Annotated in this window: 23 protein-coding genes, 4 tRNA genes and 1 other RNA gene; 23 read left to right on the top strand and 5 right to left on the bottom strand. The window is 38.7% G+C overall.

Features of this window, described 5'->3' with window-relative positions:
• Positions 1–33: 33 nt before the first annotated feature.
• The 6 genes from FRX51_RS00945 to FRX51_RS05785 all read left to right on the top strand — a co-directional run bounded on the left by FRX51_RS00945 (position 34) and on the right by FRX51_RS05785 (position 7,336).
• Entirely contained in the window at positions 34–990 is a 957-nt protein-coding gene (locus FRX51_RS00945; protein ID WP_146495048.1) for a metal ABC transporter substrate-binding protein, read from the top strand.
• Positions 991–1,282: 292 nt separating this feature from the next.
• The gene (locus FRX51_RS00950; RefSeq protein ID WP_146495050.1) at positions 1,283–4,042 is read left to right on the top strand and encodes a DNA methyltransferase; all 2,760 of its coding nucleotides are present in this window, start codon (positions 1,283–1,285) and stop codon (positions 4,040–4,042) included.
• Positions 4,043–4,090: 48 nt separating this feature from the next.
• Positions 4,091–6,013 carry a DEAD/DEAH box helicase gene (locus FRX51_RS00955; RefSeq protein ID WP_146495052.1) on the top strand — a complete coding sequence of 641 codons (1,923 nt, stop codon included), beginning with the start codon at positions 4,091–4,093 and terminating at the stop codon, positions 6,011–6,013.
• Positions 6,010–6,309 carry a hypothetical protein gene (locus FRX51_RS00960; protein WP_146495054.1) on the top strand — a complete coding sequence of 100 codons (300 nt, stop codon included), beginning with the start codon at positions 6,010–6,012 and terminating at the stop codon, positions 6,307–6,309. The genes FRX51_RS00955 and FRX51_RS00960 overlap by 4 nt, the downstream gene beginning before the upstream one ends.
• Positions 6,293–7,159, top strand: coding sequence for a GIY-YIG nuclease family protein (locus tag FRX51_RS00965; RefSeq protein ID WP_146495056.1), 867 nt, complete (start codon positions 6,293–6,295; stop codon positions 7,157–7,159). Before FRX51_RS00960 ends, FRX51_RS00965 begins: the two co-directional genes overlap by 17 nt.
• Before the next feature lie 33 nt (positions 7,160–7,192).
• Positions 7,193–7,336 (top strand): hypothetical protein, encoded by a 144-nt coding sequence (locus FRX51_RS05785; protein WP_186627083.1) that lies wholly within the window; start codon positions 7,193–7,195, stop codon positions 7,334–7,336.
• Between the two features lie 140 nt (positions 7,337–7,476).
• Here FRX51_RS05785 and FRX51_RS00970 read toward each other — a convergent pair whose 3' ends face one another.
• Positions 7,477–7,719, bottom strand: a complete 243-nt coding sequence (locus FRX51_RS00970; RefSeq protein ID WP_146460076.1) for a type B 50S ribosomal protein L31 — start codon at positions 7,717–7,719, stop codon at positions 7,477–7,479.
• Between the two features lie 99 nt (positions 7,720–7,818).
• A complete protein-coding gene (locus FRX51_RS00975) occupies positions 7,819–8,745 on the bottom strand; it encodes a bifunctional oligoribonuclease/PAP phosphatase NrnA (protein ID WP_146495058.1) in 927 nt (308 codons plus the stop codon).
• 367 nt (positions 8,746–9,112) lie between these two features.
• On the opposite strand from FRX51_RS00975, the gene FRX51_RS00980 reads away from it, so the two are divergent.
• The 8 genes from FRX51_RS00980 (at position 9,113) to FRX51_RS01015 (ending at position 15,415) form a co-directional block, all read left to right on the top strand.
• Positions 9,113–9,556 carry a flavodoxin gene (locus tag FRX51_RS00980; RefSeq protein ID WP_146460081.1) on the top strand — a complete coding sequence of 148 codons (444 nt, stop codon included), beginning with the start codon at positions 9,113–9,115 and terminating at the stop codon, positions 9,554–9,556.
• Between the two features lie 58 nt (positions 9,557–9,614).
• The gene (locus tag FRX51_RS00985) at positions 9,615–9,992 is read left to right on the top strand and encodes a CrcB family protein (protein WP_146495060.1); all 378 of its coding nucleotides are present in this window, start codon (positions 9,615–9,617) and stop codon (positions 9,990–9,992) included.
• On the top strand, positions 9,977–10,321 hold the full coding sequence (locus FRX51_RS00990; RefSeq protein ID WP_146495062.1) for a CrcB family protein: 345 nt from the start codon (positions 9,977–9,979) through the stop codon (positions 10,319–10,321). Before FRX51_RS00985 ends, FRX51_RS00990 begins: the two co-directional genes overlap by 16 nt.
• A 122-nt stretch (positions 10,322–10,443) precedes the next feature.
• Positions 10,444–10,791 carry a 50S ribosomal protein L19 gene (rplS, locus tag FRX51_RS00995; RefSeq protein WP_146460089.1) on the top strand — a complete coding sequence of 116 codons (348 nt, stop codon included), beginning with the start codon at positions 10,444–10,446 and terminating at the stop codon, positions 10,789–10,791.
• A gap of 50 nt (positions 10,792–10,841) precedes the next feature.
• Positions 10,842–10,913 (top strand) — tRNA-Arg (locus FRX51_RS01000).
• A gap of 133 nt (positions 10,914–11,046) precedes the next feature.
• A complete protein-coding gene (locus FRX51_RS01005) occupies positions 11,047–12,258 on the top strand; it encodes an FtsW/RodA/SpoVE family cell cycle protein (protein WP_146495064.1) in 1,212 nt (403 codons plus the stop codon).
• A 104-nt stretch (positions 12,259–12,362) separates the two neighbouring features.
• On the top strand, positions 12,363–13,016 hold the full coding sequence (locus FRX51_RS01010) for a uracil-DNA glycosylase (protein ID WP_146495066.1): 654 nt from the start codon (positions 12,363–12,365) through the stop codon (positions 13,014–13,016).
• A gap of 86 nt (positions 13,017–13,102) precedes the next feature.
• Positions 13,103–15,415: a 5'-nucleotidase C-terminal domain-containing protein gene (locus FRX51_RS01015; RefSeq protein WP_146495068.1), complete on the top strand. Its 2,313-nt coding sequence runs from the start codon at positions 13,103–13,105 to the stop codon at positions 15,413–15,415.
• Between the two features lie 72 nt (positions 15,416–15,487).
• Here the strand turns inward: FRX51_RS01015 and plsY are convergent, their stop codons facing one another.
• Positions 15,488–16,129 (bottom strand): glycerol-3-phosphate 1-O-acyltransferase PlsY, encoded by a 642-nt coding sequence (gene plsY / locus FRX51_RS01020; RefSeq protein ID WP_146495070.1) that lies wholly within the window; start codon positions 16,127–16,129, stop codon positions 15,488–15,490.
• A gap of 101 nt (positions 16,130–16,230) precedes the next feature.
• Between plsY and parE the strand changes: the two genes are divergently transcribed.
• The 7 genes from parE (at position 16,231) to rpsA (ending at position 23,865) form a co-directional block, all read left to right on the top strand.
• Positions 16,231–18,174 carry a DNA topoisomerase IV subunit B gene (gene parE, locus FRX51_RS01025; RefSeq protein ID WP_146495073.1) on the top strand — a complete coding sequence of 648 codons (1,944 nt, stop codon included), beginning with the start codon at positions 16,231–16,233 and terminating at the stop codon, positions 18,172–18,174.
• 31 nt (positions 18,175–18,205) lie between these two features.
• Positions 18,206–19,402 carry an AbiH family protein gene (locus FRX51_RS01030; RefSeq protein ID WP_146495075.1) on the top strand — a complete coding sequence of 399 codons (1,197 nt, stop codon included), beginning with the start codon at positions 18,206–18,208 and terminating at the stop codon, positions 19,400–19,402.
• A 31-nt stretch (positions 19,403–19,433) separates the two neighbouring features.
• Complete coding sequence (gene parC / locus FRX51_RS01035) at positions 19,434–21,848, top strand: DNA topoisomerase IV subunit A (RefSeq protein ID WP_146495077.1); 2,415 nt, start codon at positions 19,434–19,436, stop codon at positions 21,846–21,848.
• 216 nt (positions 21,849–22,064) lie between these two features.
• On the top strand, positions 22,065–22,295 hold the full coding sequence (locus FRX51_RS01040; protein ID WP_146495079.1) for a DUF2969 domain-containing protein: 231 nt from the start codon (positions 22,065–22,067) through the stop codon (positions 22,293–22,295).
• 60 nt (positions 22,296–22,355) lie between these two features.
• Positions 22,356–22,436, top strand: a tRNA-Tyr gene (locus FRX51_RS01045).
• A 25-nt stretch (positions 22,437–22,461) separates the two neighbouring features.
• Positions 22,462–22,533 (top strand) — tRNA-Gln (locus tag FRX51_RS01050).
• A gap of 123 nt (positions 22,534–22,656) precedes the next feature.
• Complete coding sequence (rpsA, locus tag FRX51_RS01055) at positions 22,657–23,865, top strand: 30S ribosomal protein S1 (RefSeq protein ID WP_146460109.1); 1,209 nt, start codon at positions 22,657–22,659, stop codon at positions 23,863–23,865.
• A 65-nt stretch (positions 23,866–23,930) separates the two neighbouring features.
• Here the strand turns inward: rpsA and FRX51_RS01060 are convergent, their stop codons facing one another.
• Positions 23,931–24,524: a TVP38/TMEM64 family protein gene (locus FRX51_RS01060; protein WP_146495081.1), complete on the bottom strand. Its 594-nt coding sequence runs from the start codon at positions 24,522–24,524 to the stop codon at positions 23,931–23,933.
• 74 nt (positions 24,525–24,598) lie between these two features.
• Between FRX51_RS01060 and ssrA the strand changes: the two genes are divergently transcribed.
• Positions 24,599–24,945, top strand: a transfer-messenger RNA (tmRNA) gene (gene ssrA, locus FRX51_RS01065).
• A gap of 26 nt (positions 24,946–24,971) precedes the next feature.
• Positions 24,972–25,607: a DUF3862 domain-containing protein gene (locus tag FRX51_RS01070; RefSeq protein ID WP_146495083.1), complete on the top strand. Its 636-nt coding sequence runs from the start codon at positions 24,972–24,974 to the stop codon at positions 25,605–25,607.
• A gap of 49 nt (positions 25,608–25,656) precedes the next feature.
• Here FRX51_RS01070 and FRX51_RS01075 read toward each other — a convergent pair.
• A tRNA-Arg gene (locus FRX51_RS01075) sits at positions 25,657–25,728 on the bottom strand.
• Between the last annotated feature and the right edge of the window lie 85 nt (positions 25,729–25,813).

Below are 25,813 nucleotides of genomic sequence, written 5' to 3' on the forward strand. Positions count from 1 at the left end.
TACTTAACTGGTTAATCAATTAAGGAGAATACTATGAAACACCTCTATCAATTTTGTATCTTATTGAGTTTCTTTCTAATGAGCCTAGGTTTTAGAAGTTATTCAGTTTTGGCAGAAACTAAGCCTATTAAAGTGATGACCACTTTCTATCCGATTTATACCTTTACCAAGGCAGTTGTTGGTAACACAGGAGATGTGACCATGTTGATTGGACCTGGAATGGAAATTCATGACTTTGAACCCTCAACGAAAACCATGATAGAGTTGGAAAAAACAGATGATTTTATCTATCTTGATCCAAGTATGGAAACTTGGGTTGCTCAGTTAGAAAAAAGCAATAGTAGCAGAAAAACGAATATGATTAAGGCTAGTGGTGAGATGATATTAGCGACTAGTCAAGAAAGTCCAGAAGAACATCAAAAAGAAGAACATGTTCATGAAGTTGATCCACATCTTTGGCTGTCACCACGTCGAGCGATTCAATTGGTCGAAAACATCAAAGACAGTTTAGTCAAGTCACATCCTGATTTAGCTTCTCAATTTGAACAAAATGCATCCCAGTATTTGAAACAGTTGAAAGAACTGGATAAAGACTATCAAGTGACTTTTTCACAAGCCAAACAGAAAAGCTTTGTCACTCAGCATGCCGCTTTTACTTATTTAGCTTTGGATTATCAGCTGCAACAAATTGCCATAACAGGCATCTCAGCAGATATAGAACCAAGTGCTAAACGCCTGATCCAACTCATCGACTATGTCAAAAAATATGAGATTAAGTATATTTATTTTGAAAAAAGTGCCTCAAAAAATCTAGCTAGAACACTCGCCAGTGAAGCCAATCTTAATATCGCTGTACTTAACCCCTTGGAAAGTCTAACCCAAGAAGAAATCAAGAAAGGCCAAGATTACTTCTCAGTCATGCGAGCCAATCTTAAAGCCCTTCGTTTAACAACGGATCGTGCAAGTAAAGCTGTTGAGGATGAGCAGTAGCAAAATAAGTTAACAAAAGAAAAAAATTGCTGATAAGTAAGAAAAACCGAGCAGTCAAAGCTCGGTTTTTTCTTGTTTAAGAAAGCGATACCATGCCTGATATACTAGTATATCAGTTAGTAGTAGTCATTGACATTCCTACTACTAACTAAACAAATAACTGTCTCGTCATCTATTAATTAGTTAAACGGTGTTTTAGGTCGTTTATTCTTTATAAAAGAACAGTAGATATCCTAAATACTCCTTGTATTAGAACAATGGAATAAATAGAAGATGAGTTTTAGGAGTTAGTATGGCAAAATTTGATATTATTACTATTGAAGACAAGATAAAGCAATTGTTAGAAACGAAGATTGATCCAGTTTCCTTCATTTATGATTTCTTGTCTTTTTATGCTATTCCCAAAGCAACACTTACCCGACTGCGTAAGGATAATGGACATCTGATTAAAAATAAACTTTTTTATCGTATTATTGCAAAAGGGCAATCGGTTGTCGCAGAAGTAGCTAAGATTGAGAAAGAGATTGTTAGTCAAAAGTCTAAGCCACGCTATATTATTGTGACTAATTTTGAAGATTGGGCAAGTAAGGATATTAAGACTGGTGATACGCTTAATATTGCTTTTGCAGACTTAGCAAGCTATGCTGATTTTTTCTTGGCTTGGAATGGGATCGAGAAGGTCGATTATGCTAAGGAAAATCCAGCAGATATCAAGGCGGCAGAGCGTTTTACTCGTCTTTATGATGAATTACGACAAATCAATCATTTTGATAATCAAAGTGATGAAGAAAAAGAATTCAACTTGTTCTTAATTCGCCTGCTCTTTTTGCTCTTTGCCGAAGATACCGAAATCATGAAAAAGGGTATTTTTACTAATAGTATTAAGACTAGATCGAGTGAGGATGGCAGTGATCTAAGAGAGCTCTTTAATCAGATTTTTGCGAGTTTAGATGTTGCCAATCGTCTCAATCAAGAGAGCTGGCTACAAGACTTTCCCTATGTCAACGGTAAGCTCTTCACAGAAGCTCAGACCAATCTGACCTTTAATCGCAAGACCAGAAAGCTCATCATTGAAGCTGGCGAGTTGCTTAACTGGAATGACATCAACCCAGACATCTTGGGGGCCATGATTCAGACGGTCGCAAGTTCAGAACATCGGTCACGTTCAGGCATGCACTACACTAGTGTGAGCAATATCATGAAAGTCATCAAGCCTCTTTTTCTTGATGATTTGACGCAGACCTACCAGTTGCTTGTCGATAAGATTAACGATAATGAAGATAAGGATATTACAGATCGAACTAGGCGTGAGAACCGCTCACTTTATGCCAAAGCACTTCAGAATCTCTTAGAACGTATCAGTCAGATCAAGTTTTTCGATCCAGCCTGTGGGTCTGGAAACTTTCTCATCATCACTTATAAGGAATTAAGGCGTCTTGAGATTAAGATATTAAAGACCCTACGTCAATTGACAGAGGACTATCAGATTAGCTTTTTTGAAAGTTCTCGTATCACACTCAATCATTTTTATGGCATTGAGCTGAGCGATTTTGCCCATGAAGTAGCGAGACTATCTCTGTGGATAGCTGAGCACCAGATGAATGTTGAGACCGAAAAAGAAATCAACCTTAAACAAGCCTTTCTCCCCCTTAAAGACACCGGAAATATCATCCAAGGCAACGCCCTAAGACTAGACTGGAATGAAGTACTTCCACATGATGAAACAGATGAGATATACCTGGTTGGCAATCCACCGTATATAGGAGCAAAATTGCAGAGTAAGGAGCAAAAGGCAGATTTGGAAGAAGCAGTCTGGCAGGGGCAATCTTATAAAAAGATGGACTATATTGCAGGTTGGTTCTTCAAGGGAGTTGATTTTATCAATACGGCTAATGCGAAACTGGCTTTTGTAACGACCAACTCTATTTTTCAAGGGGAGCAGGTAGCTATCTTGTGGCAGGATTTACTGGAGAAAATTTCAATTGAGTTTGCCTATACTTCCTTCAAGTGGGGCAATAGTGCCAGTAACAATGCTGGGGTAACAGTGGCTATTGTCGGTCTTGCCAATCATGATAATGCCAAGTCAAAGCGTGCCATTTATGATGAAAGCCTTACTTGTAGTCTTGTCAGTCACATCAATCCTTACCTGACTAGTGGGGAAGATATTATCGTGGCCAGTAGTTCTCGAGTCCTAAATGGTCTGCCTAAGATGGTATTTGGTAGTATGCCACGAGATGGAGGTAATTTTCTTATTTCAAGTATTAAAGAAAAAGAAGATATTATTTCCACTTATCCTGAACTTTCAACAGTTATTAAAAAATATATTGGTAGTGAAGAATTTATAAATAGAAAACAACGCTATGTTTTTTGGTTAAAAGATATTGATTATCATAAATTAAAAAATAATGCATTATTAGCTGATAGATTAGAAAATGTAAGAAAGATGAGATTGTCTAGTTCAGCTAAATCAACACAAGAAGCAGCAAAGACACCGTATGCTTTTGTTCAAAAAGGAGAAAGGGATACAGCTTATCAAAAATTTCTCGATTCTGATGCAGATGAGTTTGTCCAACTCATAGTTCCACGTGTTTCTTCTGAACAGCGTGATTATGTTCCTATGGGCTTTGTTGGTGATGATACGATTATTTCAGATTCTGCTATGGTAATCTACAACGCTCCTATCTATCTTCTAGGATTACTCATGTCTCGTCTCCACATGACCTGGCTTCGTGCCATTGGTGGTAAGTTAAAAACAGATTATCGCTATTCTGCTGGCCTGGTTTACAATACCTTTCCTGTCCCTGAGCTATCTGACAGGCGTAAAGCTCAGATTGAAGAGCAGGTCTTGGAGATTTTGGACTTGCGTGAGGAGTTGGGTGGTACGCTAGCCGAGCTTTATCATCGAGACACCATGCCAGACAGTTTACGCCAAGCCCACGAAGTGCTTGATGAGATCATCGAGAAAGCCTATAAGGACACACCATTCAAAAGTGACGAAGAACGCCTTAGCCATTTACTAAAACGTTATAAGGAGATGACAAGCAAGGATTAGTTATGGAAAATTTATTTATTATTATCAATCTTACCAAGGAGTCAACTTATGAGTAAAATCTTTCAAGTTAACTATGGTCAAAAGAAAACTTCGGTCAATACGAATCAACTAGGAATGAGAGAGATGCAGGCACGGGTCTATGAGAAACGAGCTAGTCGTCATCTACTTGTCAAGGCACCGCCAGCGTCTGGTAAATCACGAGCTCTCATGTTTATTGCCCTTGACAAATTACACAATCAAGGCTTGAAAAAAGCCATCATTGCCGTTCCCGAACGCTCAATCGGCAAGTCCTTTCGTTCAACCAAGCTATCCGATTATGGCTACTATTGGGATTGGCAGGTGAAGGAAGAAAATAACCTGACAACCGTAGGCACAGCTAGAAGTAAGGTGATGAGTTTTGTCAATTTTATGAATTCCACAGATCCTACTGACAATGTCTTAATCTGTACCCATGCCACGCTTCGTTTTGCTTGGGAACAACTAGATGTTAGTTATTTTGATAATTGTCTATTAGCCATTGATGAATTTCATCATGTCTCCCAAGATGATAATTCTGTTTTGGGTAATGTTCTGCGTGAAGTGTTGCAATCGTCCACAGCTCATGTATTTGCCATGACTGGTTCTTATTTCCGAGGTGATAGTGTCCCTATCCTTGATGCAGCAGATGAAGAACATTTTGACCGAGTAACCTACACCTACTATGAACAGTTAGAAGGTTACGAGTACCTCAAATCGTTTAACATGGCCTATAAGTTTTATCAAGGTAATTATATGGAGGCTTTGCCAGATCTTATTCCAGAATTTATTGATAAGAAAACCATTATCCATATTCCAAATGTTAACTCAGGCGAATCAAGTAAGGACAAATATGGCGAAGTTGATGAAATGTTAGATTTGCTAGGAGACTATCTTGGCAAGGATGATAATGGACTAATTCAACTAAAAACAGCCAGTGGCAAGGTATTAAAGATTGCTGATTTAGTGACAGAAGAAGGGCGAGAAGTTGTTCAAGCCTACCTAGCTAGAATGACAGAATTAGATGATTTAGACATGATTATCGCACTTGGCATGGCAAAAGAAGGGTTTGATTGGCCCTTTGCTGAATATGCCTTAACCATTGGCTATCGAGCTAGCTTAACGGAAATCATTCAGATTATTGGTCGTGTGACCAGAGATAGTAGCAACAAGACAGAAGCGACCTTTACCAATCTGATTGCTGAACCAGATGCTGAAAATGATGAAGTTCAATATTCAGTGAATAATCTAATGAAAGCTATCACAGCTAGTTTATTGATGGAAAATGTCTTAGCACCTTCTTTTAAGTTTAAGCCCAAGGAAAATAATAACCAAACAGCCAAAGGGGCAGAGATTTATATTAAAGGGTTAGTCAAACCATCAACCCCACGAGTAGAACAAATTATTCAGCAAGACTTAACAGAGCTTAAAGCGTCAATCCTTCAAGACGATGTTGTCCAAGCAGCCATTGTTGCTGGAGCAGATAGTAAAACCATCAACAAGCAGTTAATTCCACGCGTTATTGCAACCCAGTATCCGCAATTGAGTCAGACTGAAATTGAAGAAGTGCGTCAATATGCCGTTTCAGATTTGATCCTCTCCAATGCCAAACCTGATAAGGATAACAAACAACTGCTTAAAATGGCAGATAAATTTGTCAATATTGATGATTTGACGATTGATTTGATAGATCGTGTTAATCCATTTCAAAATGCTTATGAAATGATTTCACGTGATGTGGATAGTAAGACCTTGAATTTGATTGCTCGTGTCTTTGATAGTAAAAAAGTAGAGTTTACAGAAGACGAACTTCGTATGCTTTATCCTAAAATTAAAGAATTTCAGCGTGAACATGGTCGTTTACCACAACGAAATGCTAAGGAATTAGATGAAGAACGTCTATATCATGCTTTGGTTAAATTAGAGCAACTTCGCCGAGAAAGGAGAGGGAAATGAGCCAAGAGTTTGCGACATTAGATGATATTTTTAATGATGATGATTTTGAAAAATTAGTTGCCACTATTCGACCACTTCGAGTTGTGAAACAAGATCCAGAAGTTGAAAGTTTTTATGAAATTATGGATTGGATCAGAGAACATGGTCGAGAACCCCAGAAATCAGTGACTAATTTGAAAGAGCGTAGCCTGTTTTCACGCTTAAAAGGTATTCGTGAACGTCAAGACAGACAGGAAAAATTACGAAAATATGATGACTTAGGCCTGCTAGGAGACGAATATGCTAAAAACACTTGATGATATTTTAGAGGATGACAGTCTTTTTGAAAGTTCCTCAGATAGCCGTTTATTCAATACTAAACGTTATCGTCATACGATAACGGCAGTAGATAAAAAAGCCAGCAGAAAACGAATGAAGACAGATTTTACCCCCTATCAAGTTTTATTTCAATCTGTTCAAGCAGATATTGCTAGTGGTAAGCGTCAAATTAAATCTATATCTGACGTTGAAATTAGTCAAAAAAGCCCTATTAAAAAAGGGAACTTTTATATTGATAATGGCATCATGCTTTATGTGGCTAAAATTTATCATCCAGACACCAAAGAAGAGTTTTCTGAGTCAACAACTCGCAAACATAAGGTTCATCTTATTTATGAAAATGGGACAGAAAATCATATTTGGTTGTTGAGTCTGGTTTCTTCACTTTACGACACCAAACGTTCAGGCCGCTTGGTGACAGAGTCTTTGGATGAGATTGACTTACTAAGTGAACAAGTTGACAATAATGTCACAACCGGTCACATCTATGTTGTCAAATATGCTGGTCAAGATCAACGTTTTTTAAGTATGGCTAACCTTTATAAGATAGGGGTGGCCAAGGATATTCAGAAACGTCTATGCAACACAGTCAATGAAGCCACCTATCTCTTTGCCCCAGTTCAGTTGATTGAATCTTTTGAGATTCAGAATATGGAGGCTAAAGAAGTTGAAAGTTATCTCCACCATGTCTTAGCAGACAAACGAGTGGACTTAGTTACCCAATCGTCAACGGGTAAGGAAATTAGAGTGACCGAGTGGTTTATCGTCGATTTGGAACATGTTAGACAAATCTTGAATCAGTTAACTGTAGAGTTACAAAAAAATTAAGTTAAAGTAGCAAATATGAAAGGAGAAAGAGTGATGGGTGAATTTCTTATGTGGTTAGCTTGTATTGGGGTTGTTGTTTTAGCATTTATTGTTAGTCCCTATGATGAAAAACAAACAAAGTATAAGCGTAATGCCTTAATTGATAAAAAATATAGAGATACATTTGGTAAAAAATAAGCTGTATTTTGTCGATTAGACTTCTAAAAGTTATTCCAAGAGTGTTGAAAAATCTTGGAATAGCTTTTTTATTTAATAAAAAAACTCCTTCTCGATAAGTCGAAAAGGAGTTAAGTTCAAACCTAGTTTGATATGGTTTCTTATTTGAGACCGTATTTTTTGTTGAAACGATCCACACGTCCATCTGCTTGAGTGAATTTTTGACGACCAGTGTAGAATGGATGAGAATCAGATGAAATCTCAACACGGATAAGTGGGTAAGTTTCACCTTCAAATTCAACCGTTTCTTTTGAAGATTTTGTTGAACCACTTAGGAACTGGTAACCAGTAGTAGTGTCAAGGAATACAACAGGACGGTATTCTGGATGGATGTCTTTTTTCATGTTAAAAAATTCCTTTCTGCCATAGCTTTTTTAAGCCATAGTTTATTAACCATTTTATTCTACCACATTATTTTTTTTTGTCAAGATTTTTGCTGAGATTTATTGAAAAAGTTCTTGCAACTCACGATAGATTTGCTGGTTTTCTTCGACTGAGGCTGAATTAGCTCCGCTAGCAAGAGGGTGTCCCCCACCGTCATGTTTTTTTGCTACTTGATTGATGACTTTTTCTTTGCTACGCAAGCGAACGCGGTAATGTCCTTCTGGTTGTTCGACAAAAATCACCCAGGTCTGCACGCTATCAATTTTACCAGGGCTCCCCACGATAGCTGCAGTATCAGCATCGGTCACCCCAAACTGAGTTAATCGTTCTTGGGTGAGAGTGACACAGGCAACACCATGTTCATCAATTTCTAGATTTTCAAAGACATAACCTTGTAGCTTGGCAATTTTCAAGGAAAAACTATCCATCTGTCGTGCTAGAGCAGAAAAGTCAAAGGAGAATTGTCTTAGATAGGCGGCGATTTCCAAGGTCCGACTGCTAGTCGCAGGATAAAGAAAGCGTCCAGTATCGCCTATGATACCAGCATAGAGTAAATAAGCAGCACGATCAGACATTTTCCAGTTGGCAGCTAGGGCAAGTTCAGTGATCATTTCACTGGTAGAAGAAACTTGGGTATTGACATAGACTAAATCACCGTAGGGTTCATCGTTGGGATGGTGGTCAATTTTGATGAGGTAGTCTCCTTTTTGATAACGGTCATCATCAATACGAGCCGTATTGGCAGTATCGGTGACAATGACCAAGGCATGTTGATAATCTCTATCTTCAACCTTGTCCATTTGTGCCAACCACATCAAATTAGGTACATCAAGACCTGCCGTCAAAACAGTCTTGTTTGGATAATTATGCTTAATCAGTTCAGCCAGTCCCACTTGACTACCTAGAGCATCGGGATCAGGACGCTGATGACGATGAATAATGATGGTTGAGTAGGCTTTGATTTTTTCTAAGATATTTGTCATCATAATGATACTTTCTTTATTTTTTATCCATTATATCACAGAATCAAAGAAAGTGACAATGTGTTGAAAGGTTCATCGGAACCAAGATGAGAAGATAAATTCAAAATTTATAGATGGTTTTGCTTGTGCCCTAGTCAAAGATGAGATTGGAAAAGAAGTCCTGCAAGCACGCGTTAATAGTAATGGTGAATTAGAATTTAGTGATTCTATTGATTCGGTTAAAACAAAAAATTGGAAAGTAGTAGCAACCTATTATTTTGACTCTCTTGAAGAATATAACTTTGAAGAATAAATCGTTTAGCCTAAATAAATGGTTTGTTCCCTTCGTTGAAATATGATATAATAAATAACATATTTTTAGGAGGATAAAATGGCTTTAGCTAAAATAGTGTATGCTAGTATGACTGGTAATACAGAAGAAATTGCAGATATTGTTGCTGATAAGTTAAAAGACTTGGGACATGTTGTTGATATTGATGAATGCACAGCAGTTGATGCGAGTGATTTTGAAGATGCAGACATCATGGTAGTGGCAAGTTATACTTATGGCGATGGGGAATTACCTGATGAAATCGTTGATTTTTACGAAGATTTGCAAGAACTTGATTTGACAGGGAAAATTTATGGCGTCGTTGGGTCAGGAGATACTTTCTACGATGAATTTTGTAAAGCTGTCGATGATTTTGAAGAAGCTTTTGCTCAAACGGGGGCAACAAAAGGAGCTGATTCAGTCAAGGTAGATTTGGCTGCCGAAGATACAGATATTGAAAAACTAGAAAACTTTGCTCAGCTTTTGTCTGAACAGTTGGCATAAGAGAAATCAAAAGTAATCTGGCTCAAAGGAGTGAGGTTACTTTTTACTTAGATTAAACATGAAACATACTAAACAATTATTACTGGCAATTTTTACTTTAGCTGCTTTAGCAAGTTTACTCCGCTATTTTTTGAATCAGTGGTTGGTATCTGATTGGACTAACTTGTTCATTAACATTTTTGGTGTCTTTTTTCTAGTAGTGAGTTTGGAAGGTTATTTCTTGGCCAAAAAGATAGACCCTTTGTTGATTAAAGCTTTACAAATTGGTTTTTTTGGTGGTTTAACCACCATGGCAAGTCCCTTTTTAGTCATTTATGATCAATTTCAACAAGGTCGATACGGACAGATGATTTTAATTTGGACAGTGCATATTTTTGGTGGCTTACTAGCTTGTTATTTAGGTCGCTATGTCGTTAGAAAATGGTGGGAAAATTGATGTTGCTTGTAGGCATTGCTGTCTTTGCAGGACTTGGGGCGATGGGGCGTTATTATTTGTCTGGTCTTAATCAAAAAGTTAATTTGCCACTTGGTACCCTTTTGGCGAATTTACTAGCGACTTTTGTTTTAGCTTATACCAGTAAGCAGTTCTCATCTGCCAGTTACCTACCCATGTTAACAGTTGGTTTGGTCGGTGGTTTAGGGACCTATTCAAGTGTTCAGGTAGAATTATTGAATAGGTCCGACCATCACAAGCAAGTGATCACTTATTTTTTGTTGACTTATCTAGGGGGATTGCTGATGATTTTTTTAGGATTTTCCCTGTAAAATTCTTGACAAATGAAGTAATAGTTTGATAGAATAATCAGCGTATGTAATGGACATACAAAAAACGGCTAATCCGCTAGGACAAGCACCTAATGATTAGCAAGATAAGGAGAATAAATTAAATGAATCCATTAATTCAAAGTTTGACAGAAGGTCAACTTCGTTCAGATATCCCATCATTCCGTCCTGGTGACACTGTTCGTGTTCACGCTAAGGTTGTTGAGGGAAGCCGTGAGCGTATCCAGCTTTTTGAAGGTGTGGTTATCTCGCGTAAAGGTCAAGGTATCTCAGAAATGTACACTGTCCGCAAGATTTCAAGCGGTATCGGTGTTGAGCGTACTTTCCCACTTCACACACCACGTGTTGATAAGATTGAAGTCGTACGTTACGGTAAAGTACGTCGTGCTAAACTTTACTACCTACGCGCATTGCAAGGTAAAGCGGCACGTATCAAAGAAATTCGTCGTTAATCAGAGTTTCTTCCTGATAAAATCTGCTCTTGTGGCAGATTTTTTACTTAGTCCTCTTAGTTAAATGGAGATAACAACTCCCTCCTAAGGAGTCGTTGCAGGTTCGATTCCTGCAGGGGACATGATAGAAGTTGAAAATAAAAAATAGCTTAAATCAATCATTGAAAAATAGCATGGCATGATTTAATCTATTTTTTATTGTTTTTTGACAAGTTTATTATTCTATTGTTTTAAACTATTGAGATATGAGGACTTATTGTGAGAAAAAAACCTTCGCTGGATAGTCGTATTGACTATTCCTTGTTACTGCCGGTCTTTTGTTTGTTATTAATTGGGCTGTTATCCGTTTATGTAGCAACGAATACAGATTATCCTCAAATGGTTTGGTTCATGCTGGGGCAACAATTGATTTGGGTTCTTTTAGGCTGTGTCATTGGTTTTATTGTGATGTTTTTTAGTACCAGTTTCCTCTGGAAAGGAACACCTTGGTTTTATCTCTTGGGTCTGAGTCTTATGGTTTTACCTTTGATTTTTTTCAGTCCTCGTTTGGTTGAAGCTACCGGAGCTAAAAACTGGGTTAGCATCGGATCAATCACGCTTTTTCAACCGTCGGAGTTCATGAAGATTGCCTACATTTTGGCCCTCTCTCGATTGACTGTATGGTTCAATCAAAAACGCTCCAAAGAAAATATTAAGGAAGACCTGATTTTATTAGGTTATTATACCTTATTAACTTTGCCAGTCTTAGTCCTGTTAGGGTTTCAAAAGGATTTTGGGACGGCTATTGTCTTTCTTGCTATCTTACTTGGCTTAACGGTTTTATCAGGAATTTCTTGGAAAATTCTTGGTGCCATCTTTGGTTTCTTATTGGCTATTTTTGGTCTTTTTCTGACCATCTTTTCGTTTGAAGCGGGTCGTGAATGGCTTTATCGTTTGGGGATAGGCACCTACCAAATCAACCGTATTTCTGCCTGGCTTAATCCCTTTGATTATGCTCAAGATATTGCTTATCAACAAACGCAAGGCATGATTGCGATTGGTACAGGCGGCTTAACTGGTAAGGGATTTAATGTGCTTGACTTAGCTGTTCCCGTTCGTGAAAGTGATATGATTTTTACAGTGATTGCTGAGAATTTCGGTTTTGTTGGCTCAGTTCTGGTTTTGGGCTTGTATCTCTTGTTGATTTACCGGATGATTCGGATTACATTCTTATCAAACAACGTTTTTTATACCTATATTGCCACAGGCTTTATCATGATGATTTTTTTTCATATTTTTGAAAATATCGGAGCCAGTCTAGGTATTCTTCCCTTAACGGGAATTCCACTTCCTTTCATTTCACAGGGGGGAAGTTCCATGATTAGTAATCTCATCGGTGTTGGTCTTGTTCTATCCATGTCTTATCAAAATCAATTATTGACGGAAAAAGAAATTGCCAAGCGATTCCGTCGTTCTAACAAGTATTAGACTTGGCTATCAATAATAACATCGGTTTATTTGGTGGAAGATTGCTTTTTTGTCGAAAAATAGCTATACTTTCATCAAATAAACTTATTTTTTTGGAGAAGAAAATGCAACATTCAAGCTGGCATGACTTAATCAAGGCAGAATTGCCGATTGGTTACTATCAAAAAATCAATTACTTTATGGATAAGGTTTATCAAGAAGGAATCGTCTATCCCCCTAGGGACAAGGTCTTCCATGCCATTCAAGTCACTGCTTATGAAGAGGTTAAGGTGGTGATTTTAGGTCAGGATCCTTATCATGGCCCAAATCAAGCACAGGGGTTGTCTTTTTCCGTGCCAGATAGTCTGCCTGCCCCTCCTTCTTTGCAAAATATCCTCAAAGAATTGGCTGATGATTTAGGGCAACGCAACAGTCATGACTTAACCAGTTGGGCTAAGCAAGGCGTTTTGCTCCTCAATGCCTGTTTAACGGTTCCCCAACATCAAGCCAATGGTCATGCGAATCAGGTCTGGGAACCGTTTACTGATGCCATTATCAAGGTCATCAATCAAAAAACAAGCCCAGTCGTTTTTATTCTTTGGGGGGCTTATGCTAGACGAAAGAAAAATCTAATCAGTAATCCCAAACATCTAGTGTTAGAATCAGCTCACCCAAGCCCTTTATCAGCCTATCGCGGTTTTTTTGGCTCACGTCCTTTTTCTAAGACCAATGATTTTTTACATCAACAGAACCTATCAACAATTGATTGGTTAAAATAAAGGTAAAACGATTTGTTTTTAATTGACAAGCTATGTTTGTTTTTGGTATGATGAAAGCGTATTAAGATTTATGAGAGGTGATTGTGATGGATAAAAAGCGAATGATTCCCTTGTTGTCAACGTTAGTTCTTTCCGCAGCCTTGGTTGCTAATAAAACCTACGCAGAAGAAGTGACTCCTGTGATGCCAGAAGAACCAATAGCCAGTGCCACAACTGAACAAGTGGCAACAGAAGAAAGTCAAGTAACAGAAAGTTCAAACCAAACATCTGAAATTGAAACAGAAATGACAAGTTCAGATTCTGAAGAAAGTTCTCAAGAAGTAGCTGATACGACAGAGCCTGTGTCAGAATCTCCTGAGATGATGACAACGAGTCTGGATGAAACGGCTCAAGAAGAAATGATGGCAACAACAGCCACGTCAGAACCAACACAAGATGTGACCATTCTTCATACTAATGACATGCATGGTAACATGGAAGAAGGTCGTGGTGTGCTTGGTATGGCTAAGCTAGCAGCCGTGGTTGAAGAGTACCGTGAACAAGGGCCAACTCTACTTTTAGATGGTGGTGATGCCCTACAAGGAATGCCAATCACAAATAGCACGCAAGGTGAAGAAATGGTTGCTCTGATGAATCAGATTGGCTATGATGCGATGACTGTCGGAAACCATGAGTTTGATTTTGGTTTAGATCAGTTGAAACGTTTCAAAGAACTATTGACCTTCCCAATCATTAGTGCCAATATCTATGTAGATGGTGTTCGTCTGATGCAACCTTATACCATTGTTGATAAGGACGAAACCGTTGCTGGTGATGAATTTGTTGTGATCGCTCTAACCACACCAGAAGCGACGACTAAGACGCATCCACGCAATATTCCAGGTGTCACATTCACAGAACCGATTGCCGAAGTAGAAAAAGTCATTGCTGAAGTAGAGGCTCGTGCTCAGGCTGAGGGTAAAGAATATAAAAATTATGTTGTTCTTTCACACTTGGGAATTGATCAAACAACCCTAGAACAATGGCAAGGCGGTAAGTTGGCAGAAGCCTTTTCACAAAGTAAATTGCTAGAAGGCAAGCGTTTAATTGTTGTTGATGGGCATTCTCATACATTGGCAACGGCTAATTATGGTGACAATGTTGTCTATGGACAAACAGGAAATTACCTCAATAATATTGGGAAAATCACGATTTCACCAGATAAGATGACAGCAACGTCTTTGTCTTATAATGATTTGAAAGACACAGTGCCTCATGTCGCCGTAGCAGACAAAGTGGCACAAGTCAAAGCTGATTTTGAAAAACTAAATTCAGAAGTTATTGTCGCGAATAACCCGGTTGAGCTAGATGCTGATCGTATGAATGTTCGTGTTCGTGAAACCAACATCGGTAACTTGATTACAGATGCCATGCTTGAATATGGTCAAACAGGTTTTAGCAATAAAACTAACCTAGCCGTTATGAATGGTGGTGGTATTCGTAAGACCTTGGAAAAAGATAAGCCAATTACTAAGGGTGGGGTCATCGCAGTTCTACCATTTGGTAACTTCATTTCTCAAATTGAAATGACAGGTCAAGAAATTGAAGCTATGTTTATCAAGTCGTTGGGTTCTGTTTTACAAACCAATGCTGAGACCAAAGAATCTGTCCTAGATGAAAATGGTCAACCACTCTTGGAGCCAAATGGTGGTTTCCTACATGTTTCTGGTGCTTTGGTTTATTATGATACCACTCAAGATGCAGTGAAACGCATTCTTGCTATTTCGATCTATAATCCTGAAACAGATGAGTATGAGCCGTTAGAAATGACGAAACGTTATTACTTAGCGACTAATGATTTCTTAGCAGCTGGTGGTGATGGCTATACCATGTTGGGTGGCTCTCGTGAAGAAGGGCCATCTCTAGATACTGTTTTTGCAGATTATCTTTCAACTTATGCAGATGTCATTGACTGGTCAGCTTATGAAGCCATCAATCCAAACGAACGATTGGTGTCAATTTCAACAGCTGATTTTATGGCATTGTTAGAAGAAGCTGAAGAGGTAGAAACAGTCGAAGTAGAAACTAACAAAGACCAAGCACCAGTATCAGAACAAGTGCCAGATGTTAAAGTTGAACAAGAAAAAGCAACGACTTCTGCTCCAGTAGTGACAGAACAACCAACCACTTCAAGTCAAATGACAGCAAGCTCAACAAGTCCTGTTGCCAATTCATCAATGGCACCAAAATCAATGGTTGTCACAAAAGTAGCTAGCCCAGTTGCTAAACCATCACAGGAGCATCAAACAGATAAGATGCTGCCGATGACAGCAAGTCCAAGCTCTTTGATTAGTGTGGTTACGGGCTTTGGTCTAATGCTCTTTGGTCTATTAGGAGTACGCACAAAAAAAGAAGATTAACTTTAAAAAACTAGACGGTATCGTCTAGTTTTTTTAGTTGCAAAAAAAACACTAGCAATACTAGTGATTTGTTTATGATTTTGGTTTTTGTTTGGTTAGGTTTAAGCCAAAAGGAACAAGATTTTCTTGTTTTGTTGCAATGCGTTTCATATTATCCTTGTGACGAAGCAGAATGACAATAGACATTAAAATAATCACTAAGGAAAAAATTAAATCATAACTTGATAAAATGGCACCAAAAACGGGAAAAATTAGGATACCAAGTATGCCAGCGATAGCAACAGTGATACTAGCATAAGAAATCATACTGGTTAGATAAAGAGTGGATAGAAAAACAAGCAAAAGATAAAGGAAAAATTGAGGGGCAAAGCCTAAGATAACGCCTGCACTAGTAGCAACAGCCTTTCCCCCCTTGAATTGAGCAAAGATAGGAAAAGTGTGGCCTAACACAGCAAAAAAGCCAATGATAATAGGAGATAGCCAACTTCCCCCAAACCAAACAGGAATCAGTGTTGCCAAGGTTCCTTTTAGGAGATCAACAAGAAGGGTCACCGTTCCAGCTTTTTTACCTAAAATCCGAAAGGTATTGGTTGTTCCAGTGTTACCACTGCCAAACTCACGCAAGTTTTTGCCATAGATTTTCTGACCAATCCAAAGTCCTGTTGGAATGGAGCCAAGTAAATAGGCAATTAAAAGATAAATCAAGGTATTCATAGGTTTATTATACCATAGTACTCCTAAAAACTGTAAAATTCCTTTGCAAAAATGGTCAAAAACCTGTAAGATAAGAAAGTATGAAAAAAGTGGAGGTCAGCATGGCTAAGCAAAGCATAACAACGACAACGTATAATGATGAGGCGATTCAAGTCCTAGAAGGCTTGGACGCTGTTCGTAAGCGACCAGGAATGTATATTGGCTCAACAGACGGAGCAGGCCTACATCACTTGGTTTGGGAGATTGTCGATAACGCTGTTGATGAGGCCTTATCAGGTTTTGGTCAAGAAATTACAGTCACACTCCATGCAGATGGTTCATTAAGTGTGGCTGACCAAGGGCGAGGCATGCCAGTTGGTCTTCATGCTCGTGGTATTCCCACGGTTGAAGTCATCTTTACAGTGCTTCACGCAGGTGGTAAGTTCGGTCAAGGCGGTTACAAGACTTCAGGAGGTCTGCATGGTGTGGGGTCATCTGTAGTCAATGCCTTGTCTTCTTGGCTAGAAGTTGAAATCAGTCGTGACGGAGCGATTTATCGCCAACGTTTTGAACACGGTGGCAAACCCGTGACGACTCTGGAAAAAATCGGTACAGTAGCCAAGTCTAAGACAGGAACGACTGTGCGTTTTCTACCAGATGCGAGTATCTTTTCCACAACAACCTTTAAGTTCAATACCATTGCCGAGCGTTTGAAAGAATCTGCCTTTCTCCTAAAAAATGTCACCATGATTCTGACAGATGAAACAACTGGTCAGACAGAACGTTTCCACTATGAAAAAGGCGTTGAGGACTTTGTCACTTATCTCAATGAAGATAAGGAAACCATGACCCCTGTCATTTCGATTGAGGGGGAGCAGTCGGAGTTTCAAGTGGCTTTGGCACTTCAATACAATGACGGGTTTTCTGATAATATCCTATCTTTTGTTAATAATGTCCGCACCAAAGACGGTGGTACTCATGAGACAGGCTTTAAGACAGCCATTACCAAGGTCATGAACGACTATGCTAGAAAAACAGGTCTGCTGAAAGAAAAGGACAAGAATTTAGAAGGGTCTGATTATCGTGAGGGCTTGTCGGCTGTTCTATCAATCTTAGTGCCAGAAGAACACTTGCAATTTGAAGGGCAAACTAAGGACAAGTTAGGTAGTCCCTTGGCTCGTCCTGTGGTTGAAGGTATCGTGACAGATAAGTTGACTTTCTTTCTTATGGAAAATGGCGAGCTAGCTGCTAACTTGATTCGCAAGGCGATTAAGGCACGCGATGCTCGTGAAGCGGCTCGTAAGGCGCGTGATGATAGCCGTAATGGCAAGAAAAACAAGAAGGACAAGGGGCTATTGTCAGGAAAGTTGACCCCAGCTCAGTCTAAAAATCCCCAAAAGAATGAACTTTATCTGGTCGAGGGAGATTCAGCCGGCGGTTCAGCCAAGCAAGGACGTGATCGGAAGTTTCAAGCCATTCTCCCCTTGCGTGGTAAGGTGCTTAACACTGAAAAAGCCAAGATGGCTGACATTCTCAAAAATGAAGAAATCAACACCATGATTTACACCATTGGTGCCGGTGTTGGAGCAGATTTTTCTCTAGTCGATTGTAACTATGACAAGGTCATCATCATGACCGATGCGGATACAGACGGTGCTCATATCCAGACCCTTCTTCTGACCTTTTTCTATCGCTACATGCGTCCCTTGGTCGAAGCAGGGCGTGTCTATATCGCTCTTCCTCCGCTTTATAAGATGAGTAAAGGTAAAGGAAAGACCCAACAAATCGCTTATGCTTGGACTGATGGTGAGTTGGCAGAGTTGCGTCAAGTCTTTGGCAAGGGTGCCATTCTCCAACGCTATAAAGGACTGGGCGAGATGAATGCGGATCAGCTTTGGGAAACCACCATGAACCCAGAAACCAGAACCCTAATTCGAGTGACCATTGAAGACTTAGCTCGTGCTGAACGCCGAGTATCTGTCCTTATGGGCGACAAACCAGCTCCCCGCCGCCAGTGGATTGAAGACAATGTCAAGTTTACCTTGGAAGAAGCGACGGTGTTTTAGTTTGATTAAGAAGTTAGAGGTGATATAAAAAATGGGATACAGAGATTATTCTAAATCTGATTTTGAAAATTTAAGTAGACAAATTAATATTATGGCTTTATTTGGTAACGGTGTGGATATTCAATTAACAGAATATTTAGATTTACCATATAGAACAACATATCAAGATTTTTATAACTATCTTTGTAATAAGAATTTTGATAATAGTAATCTACTTTTTAAAAAAATGCAGGAAGATAAAGAGAGTAATAAAGATAATTGGAGCGATTTTGAAAATTCTTTAATTGAATTAGTAGAAGATACAGGAAATAATCTTGAAGACTTAAAAGAAAATTTGAAAGTTTTTCAAATTGAGTTTTCTAATTTTTTAAATGAAATTATTACACCTAGTAACTTGGCTAAATTAGGAACAGAAGCTACTGAAAATAAGACAGCAATAAGCACGTTTGAAAATATTTTAGGAGATTTATCTGAAAAAAATTATAAAAAAATCCATCTTGTAGATAAAATGAAATATCAAATCAAAGAAAGTCATTGCTTATTCAACTGGGAAATATTGAATTTTAACTACACTTCATTGTTAGATAACGTTTTGAATTTAGACAGAGAACAATATGATCCTCATAAGTTTAAGAGGTCTGATAGACAAATTACTTTTAATATTAATCCGAAAGGATATGATAGTGTAAAAACATGGGGAGTACCTAGTTATTTAATGGTAAACATTGATCACCCACATGGTTATCAAAATATCCCTAAATCAATCTTATTTGGTTTTGATAATGTTGAACAACCTAAAAAATATTTTGGTTCCGAGAGGGGGGTTCTAAACGAAGAAGATATTAAGCCGTTTTTAAAACCCTATTGGGCTCAAAATGATAAGAAATATAAGTCATATTTTCAAGAGACAGATTTATTTATAATTTATGGATTATCTTTGGGAAAAACAGATTTTTGGTGGTGGAATAATATTTTTAATGCTTTATTGGAAACAGATGCAGAATTGATTATTTATAACTATGATAAAGATAAATTAGATGATGAAGATGAACATAAACATAAACATGTAATCAACAATTTTATAGAAAAAGCTAAGGGTATTGATAGAATATTGTCATCTGAAGAGGCAACGAAACTTCATGGAAAAATAGCGGTAGTCAATTATAATTCGAAAACAGAATTGCAGGCTTTTAAACTAAGTTCAAATAAATCAAAGAATACGAACTAATATCAAAAGAAAGATTTTGGTACTATATACTATGACCAACATTCAAAACATGTCTTTAGAAGACATCATGGGAGAGCGTTTTGGGCGTTACTCCAAGTACATTATTCAAGAGCGGGCCTTGCCTGATATTCGTGATGGGCTAAAACCTGTTCAGCGTCGGATTCTTTATTCGATGAATAAAGATGGCAATACCTTTGACAAGGGCTATCGCAAGTCAGCTAAGTCAGTGGGAAATGTCATGGGGAATTTCCATCCTCATGGCGACTCGTCTATCTATGACGCCATGGTTCGCATGAGCCAAGACTGGAAAAATCGTGAAATTCTAGTAGAAATGCACGGTAACAATGGTTCCATGGATGGTGATCCGCCAGCAGCCATGCGTTACACGGAGGCAAGACTGTCAGAAATGGCAGGTTATCTCTTGGAAGATATTGACAAAAAGACGGTGCCTTTTGCTTGGAATTTCGATGATACTGAAAAAGAACCTACGGTCTTACCAGCAGCCTTTCCCAACCTTTTGGTCAATGGGGCAACAGGTATCTCGGCAGGTTATGCGACAGACATCCCCCCCCATAATCTGGGCGAAGTTATTGATGCGGTCATTCATCTAATTGATCACCCTAAGGCTAGTTTAGACAAGCTGATGACTTTACTGCCTGGACCAGATTTCCCAACTGGTGGGATTATTCAAGGGACAGAAGATTTGAAAAAAGCCTATGAAACAGGTAAAGGTCGCTTGGTGCTAAGAAGTCTGACCAGTATTGAAAAACTCAAGGCAGGCAAGGAACAGATTGTGGTAACAGAGTTACCTTACGAAGTCAATAAAGCGAGTTTGGTTAAGAAGATTGATGAAGTGCGTCTGAATAACAAGGTGCCAGGTATTTTGGAAGTTCGTGACGAGTCTGATCGGACTGGTCTTAGACTAGCGATTGAGTTGAAAAAGGACGCAGATAGTCAGACGATTCTTAACTACCTTTTCAAGTACACCGATCTACAGGTCAATTACAACTTTAACATGGTAGCGATTGACCATTACACGCCTCGACAAGTTGGCTTACATAAGATTTTGTCAGCCTATATTGCTCATCGTAAAGAGATTATTTTAGCCCGTTCTCAGTTTGATAAGGAAAAGGCAGAAAAGCGTCTCCATATCGTTGAAGGCTTGATTCGTGTGATTTCGATTTTGGATGACGTCATTGCGCTCATTCGTGCAAGTGAGAATAAGGCAGATGCCAAAGAAAATCTCAAGATCAGCTACGCCTTTACAGAAGAACAGGCAGAAGCTATTGTCACGCTTCAACTCTATCGTTTGACTAATACAGATATTGTGATCTTACAAGAAGAAAGTCAAGCCCTAAAAGAGCAGATTCAGTACTTGTCAGCTATTATCAGCGATGAAGTTACCCTTTATCAAGTCATGAAAAAAGAACTGCGTCAGGTGAAAAAGACCTTTGCCAATCCTAGACGGACAGTATTGAAAGAGCAGGCAGAAACGATTGAGATTGATAGCAGCAACTTGATTGTGGCTGAGGATACCTATGTCAGTGTGACTAAAGCAGGTTATATTAAACGGACGAGTCCACGTTCCTTTGCGGCTTCAACAGTGGCAGAGGTCGGCAAGCGTGAAGATGATCATTTGATTTTCCTTAGCCAAGCCAAAACAACACAACATCTCTATCTTTTTACTAATCTTGGTAATGTCATTTATCGCCCAGTGCATGAATTGACAGACAGCCGTTGGAAAGATATTGGCGAACACCTATCGCAAACCATTAGCAATTTTGCAGCAGAAGAAGAGATTATTGCAGTGGACTTGCTAGATCAAGTGGCAGAAGGTGCCTTGTACTTGACGGCAACTAAGGCAGGTCAGATTAAACGCTTTGAACAAAAAGACTTGAGTCCTTGGCGAACTTACAAGTCTAAATCGTTGACTTTTATGAAATTAAAAGACGCAAGCGACCGTGTGCTTAGCTTAGCCCCAATTCAATTAGAGGAAATTTTACTCTTTACCTGGATGGGCTATGGCTTACGTTTTGAAGCCAGTGAAGTACCAATCTTGGGCTTAAAAGCAGCAGGCGTTAAGGGAGTGAATCTTAAAGATGACGATCATGTTCAAGCTGTCTTTCCAGTCCAATCCACTGCTTTTTATCTCTTAACCCAACGTGGTAGTGTGAAGAAAGTTGCTGTGGAGCAATTAGCTGTAACAGGTCGAGCTAAGCGTGGCTTACAAGTGTTGCGTGAGCTGAAAAGCAAGCCTCATCGTGTCTATATGGCAGGAAATGTTGGAGCAAGTCCACAAGAACTAATCATTCATACCCAATCAAATCAAATTTATCAAGTAGATGTAGCGGCACTTTCTTTATCTGATCGTACTAGCAATGGAAGTTTTATTGCAGATAGTATGGCGAGTGATGAAGTCGTGAAGGCTTACTTAGACTTAAACTAGGAGAAGATGATGAAATTAGTAAAATTGGTATCAGTCTGTTTACTTATTGCCATTGTTCTCTTTTTGTGTTTACGTTACTTGCCAGGACTGGAAAATCAACTTCATCAACTAACAGGTTGGTATTGATAACAGTTGATGTTGACGAGAAAAGCAAGTTCGTTCTTGTCAGTAGCGGTTATTTTGTGTAAAATAGGATGAGAAACGAAAGGGGCAAGCATGAGTAAAAAAGATAAAAAAATTGAGGTTCAAGTCCTTGATGCCAAATTGGATGTCAATGGTCAAAACGTAGCAGGTTATCAAGTGGTTATTGGTAAAAAGACCATTGGCGAGATGGTTGAACTAGATAAACAATTTGCCGTCTTAAAAAATGGAGCAGTCGATAGCCTTTATAAGACCTTTGATCAAGGGATTGGGCATATTATCGAACTTTATAACTTAAATCATTAAAAAAATCTGAAAAAGGGCTTGTATAAAAACAAAAGCTATGCTATAATAGATTTTGTTTTAGGAGAGATAGCGAAGAGGCTAAACGCGGCGGACTGTAAATCCGCTCCTTCGGGTTCGGGGGTTCGAATCCCTCTCTCTCCATTTTCAGAATAAAATCTGAAAGTATTGGGGTATCGCCAAGCGGTAAGGCAAGGGACTTTGACTCCCTCATGCGTTGGTTCGAATCCAGCTACCCCAGTTGAGGTATTAGGATTTCCTAAGACCGTCAGCGATAAAGTTTATTGTCCTTACGGGTTGCCTTGAAAAAATATAGTGTTATCAAAAGCTAGCTTTGCTAGCTTTTGTTGGAGGATTTTTTAGAATGAATGAATTTGAAGATTTGCTAAATAGTGTTAGCGAAGTTAACCCAGGTGACGTTGTCACTGCGGAAGTTTTAACAGTTGATAACGGTCAAGCAAACCTTGTTATTGAAGGAACAGGTGTTGAAGGTGTTTTAACTCTTCGTGAGTTGACAAACGAGCGTGATGCAGACATCAACGATTTTGTTAAAGCTGGCGAAACACTAGAAGTGCTTGTTCTTCGTCAAGTTGTAGGTAAAGATACAGACACAGTAACTTTCCTAGTTTCTAAAAAACGTTTAGAAGCTCGTAAAGCTTGGGACAAACTTGTTGGACGTGAAGAAGAAGTTGTTACTGTTAAAGGTACTCGTGCCGTTAAAGGTGGCCTTTCAGTTGAATTTGAAGGACTTCGTGGTTTCATTCCAGCATCTATGCTTGATACACGTTTCGTTCGCAATACTGAGCGTTTCGTTGGTCAAGAATTTGACGCAAAAATTAAAGAAGTTAATGCAGCAGAAAATCGTTTCATTTTGTCACGTCGTGAAGTTGTAGAAGAAACAACTGCAGCAGCTCGTCAAGAAGTCTTTTCTAAGATTGAAGTTGGTTCAGTTGTTACTGGTAAAGTCGCTCGTTTGACTAGCTTTGGTGCTTTCATCGATCTTGGTGGCGTTGATGGTTTGGTTCACGTGACAGAATTGTCACATGAGCGTAACGTCTCACCAAAATCAGTGGTTACTGTTGGTGAAGATGTTGACGTTAAAGTGCTTGCTATTGATGAAGAAGAAGGTCGTGTATCACTTTCTCTTAAAGCAACGACTCCTGGACCATGGGATGGTGTAGAGCAAAAATTAGCTGCAGGTGATGTTGTTGAAGGAACTGTTAAACGTTTGACTGACTTTGGTGCTTTTGTTGAAGTATTGCCAGGTATTGATGGTTTGGTACATATCTCACAAATTTCACACAAACGTGTTGAAAATCCAAAAGATGCCCTTTCAGTAGGTCAAGCTGTAACTGTTAAAGTGCTTGAAGTGAATGCTGCTGATGAGCGTGTATCATTGTCAATCAAGGCACTTGAAGAGCGTCCAGCACAAGAAAAAACTGAAGGTGACAACGGTGAGAAACGTCAATCTCGTCCACGTCGTCCACGCCGTCAAGAAAAACGTGATTACGAATTGCCAGAAACACAAACTGGTTTCTCAATGGCAGACTTGTTTGGCGATATCGAATTGTAATAAAGAAAAAGCTTGAATTCTTCAAGCTTTTTTTGTTGGAAATAAAAAACACCAGCTAACTGGTGCTATAAGCCAAGAAGATATTGAATGAAAGAGCCACCATAGATCCACAAATAACTATATCCGATAATTGATAAAGGCTTAGTGAACAAGAGAATCATAATAAATCGTTTAAGTGACATTTTGCTTAGACCTGTTACCATAACCAAGATATCGGCAGGTGAAATAGGTGATGCCATGCAAAAGATGAAAAAACGTTCATAGGTTTTTGTTTCCAATTTGGCTTCGTATTTACTTAAATCCTTGTCTTTGACAAAAAGATGGATAAAGGGTTTACCGTAGCGTCTAACTAAGAGAAAAAGAATGACACTGCCAATCATAATCCCAATATAATTCGTGATAAAGCCTAACCACGGGCCAAAGATGAGATAGCCAGCCACAGTTGTGACACCACCTGGGAGAATAGGAATAACAATTTGGATAATCTGAATGAGAATAAAAATTACAGGAGCCATGACCTGATATTGCTGAACCCATGTTTTGAAAGCATTTTGGTCATTTAAAATTCCTTTTTGAAATAACCAGATAACTAGGGCAACAGAAACAATTAACGTCAAAAAACCAAGTATCTGAAATACTTTTTGCCAAAATCTATACATGCTTTTATCATACCAAAAATAGTATTTTTTTGCTATCTTTTAATGTTTTTGATATACTAGTTAAGTAATGTTTTGGGGTCGTTACGGATTCGACAGGCATTATGAGGCATATTTTGCAACTCGAGTGACGGCGTAACCGTTCAGTTAAATATAACTGCAAAAAATAACACTTCTTACGCTTTAGCTGCTTAAAAACCAGCGGGCGTGACCGCTATGAAATGGCTTGTGTTTCATTAGAGGTCTTATTTTAACAAGCTACGTTTGGTTAGGGTCTAACTAACCAAAAAGAGATGATTAGACTCGCAAAAGATAGGCTTGAGCCTTGTGTCAATTTTTTGTTAAATGAAGACAAGGCCTATGGTTGTAGACAAATATGTTGGCAAGTGTTTGGACGTGGGTTCGACTCCCACCGGCTCCATAAAATTTTATTAAAGATAGAGGATAGATATGACAAAAAAAGTGATGAGTTTAGCAAGTCTTGCTCTGTCAGTCATGTTATTAGTGGCTTGTTCAAGTAATCAAACTCAAAAAGCCACAACCAAGGAATCATTACAGGTTGAACAATCTTGGCTGACTGAGCCAAGTACGCCTAATCATGAAGATGTCAGAATGAAGTTTGAGCAGATTAAACTTGGTGAGGAAGCTAATGACTTTAAGGGTGGGTCGAATTTAGACGAATTGACAGCACTGTTTGGTCAACCGAGCAAACATGAGACCAAAGAAGCTGGGGAAAATGTGACAGTTGATGTTTATACTTGGAATTTTGATCAAGTTGAGCTCTCTGTACAACAGTTTGAAAATAGTGCCATTTCACGCTCTATTTCTAACTTTAATTTTGTCAGAGAAGAACGTGTCACACTTGATGACTATAAATCTTTAACAGAAGGTATGAGCTTTGATCAGGCTGTTGAAAAATTAGGTCGTCCAGACGTGATGGCTCAAGTGGTATCAACTGGTAAATCCAGTATTCAGGCTATTTGGTCTAGTGGACTGAAAAAAGGTGGCAATGTTAATTCTGCCAATATCGAATTGATTTTTGAGCAAGGTGGCTTGGTTAAGAAAAATCAAAATGGTTTAGGATAAAAAATAAAGTTAGCTGGTTGGCTAACTTTATTTTCATGTGTGGTTGTTATCCACCCTGAGAGAATCGAACTCCCATTTCAAGAACCGGAATCTTGCGTGATATCCATTACACTAAGGATGGTCATTTTTATTATATCATAAAATGAAGCGATAAGGAGGTTTCTCTTGATAAAAGGTGAAAAAAATTATAAGATGAAAAGATAAGA

The organism is Streptococcus sp. sy010, assembly GCF_007859175.1.
Taxonomy (GTDB): Bacteria; Bacillota; Bacilli; order Lactobacillales; family Streptococcaceae; genus Streptococcus.

Coding starts and splice junctions, on each gene's coding strand:
- FRX51_RS00945 (WP_146495048.1), top strand. CDS start 34: ATGAAACACCTCTATCAATTTTGTATCTTATTGAGTTTCTTTCTAATG.
- FRX51_RS00950 (WP_146495050.1), top strand. CDS start 1,283: ATGGCAAAATTTGATATTATTACTATTGAAGACAAGATAAAGCAATTG.
- FRX51_RS00955 (WP_146495052.1), top strand. CDS start 4,091: ATGAGTAAAATCTTTCAAGTTAACTATGGTCAAAAGAAAACTTCGGTC.
- FRX51_RS00960 (WP_146495054.1), top strand. CDS start 6,010: ATGAGCCAAGAGTTTGCGACATTAGATGATATTTTTAATGATGATGAT.
- FRX51_RS00965 (WP_146495056.1), top strand. CDS start 6,293: ATGCTAAAAACACTTGATGATATTTTAGAGGATGACAGTCTTTTTGAA.
- FRX51_RS05785 (WP_186627083.1), top strand. CDS start 7,193: ATGGGTGAATTTCTTATGTGGTTAGCTTGTATTGGGGTTGTTGTTTTA.
- FRX51_RS00970 (WP_146460076.1), bottom strand. CDS start 7,719: ATGAAAAAAGACATCCATCCAGAATACCGTCCTGTTGTATTCCTTGAC.
- FRX51_RS00975 (WP_146495058.1), bottom strand. CDS start 8,745: ATGATGACAAATATCTTAGAAAAAATCAAAGCCTACTCAACCATCATT.
- FRX51_RS00980 (WP_146460081.1), top strand. CDS start 9,113: ATGGCTTTAGCTAAAATAGTGTATGCTAGTATGACTGGTAATACAGAA.
- FRX51_RS00985 (WP_146495060.1), top strand. CDS start 9,615: ATGAAACATACTAAACAATTATTACTGGCAATTTTTACTTTAGCTGCT.
- FRX51_RS00990 (WP_146495062.1), top strand. CDS start 9,977: ATGGTGGGAAAATTGATGTTGCTTGTAGGCATTGCTGTCTTTGCAGGA.
- rplS (WP_146460089.1), top strand. CDS start 10,444: ATGAATCCATTAATTCAAAGTTTGACAGAAGGTCAACTTCGTTCAGAT.
- FRX51_RS01010 (WP_146495066.1), top strand. CDS start 12,363: ATGCAACATTCAAGCTGGCATGACTTAATCAAGGCAGAATTGCCGATT.
- FRX51_RS01015 (WP_146495068.1), top strand. CDS start 13,103: ATGGATAAAAAGCGAATGATTCCCTTGTTGTCAACGTTAGTTCTTTCC.
- plsY (WP_146495070.1), bottom strand. CDS start 16,129: ATGAATACCTTGATTTATCTTTTAATTGCCTATTTACTTGGCTCCATT.
- parE (WP_146495073.1), top strand. CDS start 16,231: ATGGCTAAGCAAAGCATAACAACGACAACGTATAATGATGAGGCGATT.
- FRX51_RS01030 (WP_146495075.1), top strand. CDS start 18,206: ATGGGATACAGAGATTATTCTAAATCTGATTTTGAAAATTTAAGTAGA.
- parC (WP_146495077.1), top strand. CDS start 19,434: ATGACCAACATTCAAAACATGTCTTTAGAAGACATCATGGGAGAGCGT.
- FRX51_RS01040 (WP_146495079.1), top strand. CDS start 22,065: ATGAGTAAAAAAGATAAAAAAATTGAGGTTCAAGTCCTTGATGCCAAA.
- rpsA (WP_146460109.1), top strand. CDS start 22,657: ATGAATGAATTTGAAGATTTGCTAAATAGTGTTAGCGAAGTTAACCCA.
- FRX51_RS01060 (WP_146495081.1), bottom strand. CDS start 24,524: ATGTATAGATTTTGGCAAAAAGTATTTCAGATACTTGGTTTTTTGACG.
- FRX51_RS01070 (WP_146495083.1), top strand. CDS start 24,972: ATGACAAAAAAAGTGATGAGTTTAGCAAGTCTTGCTCTGTCAGTCATG.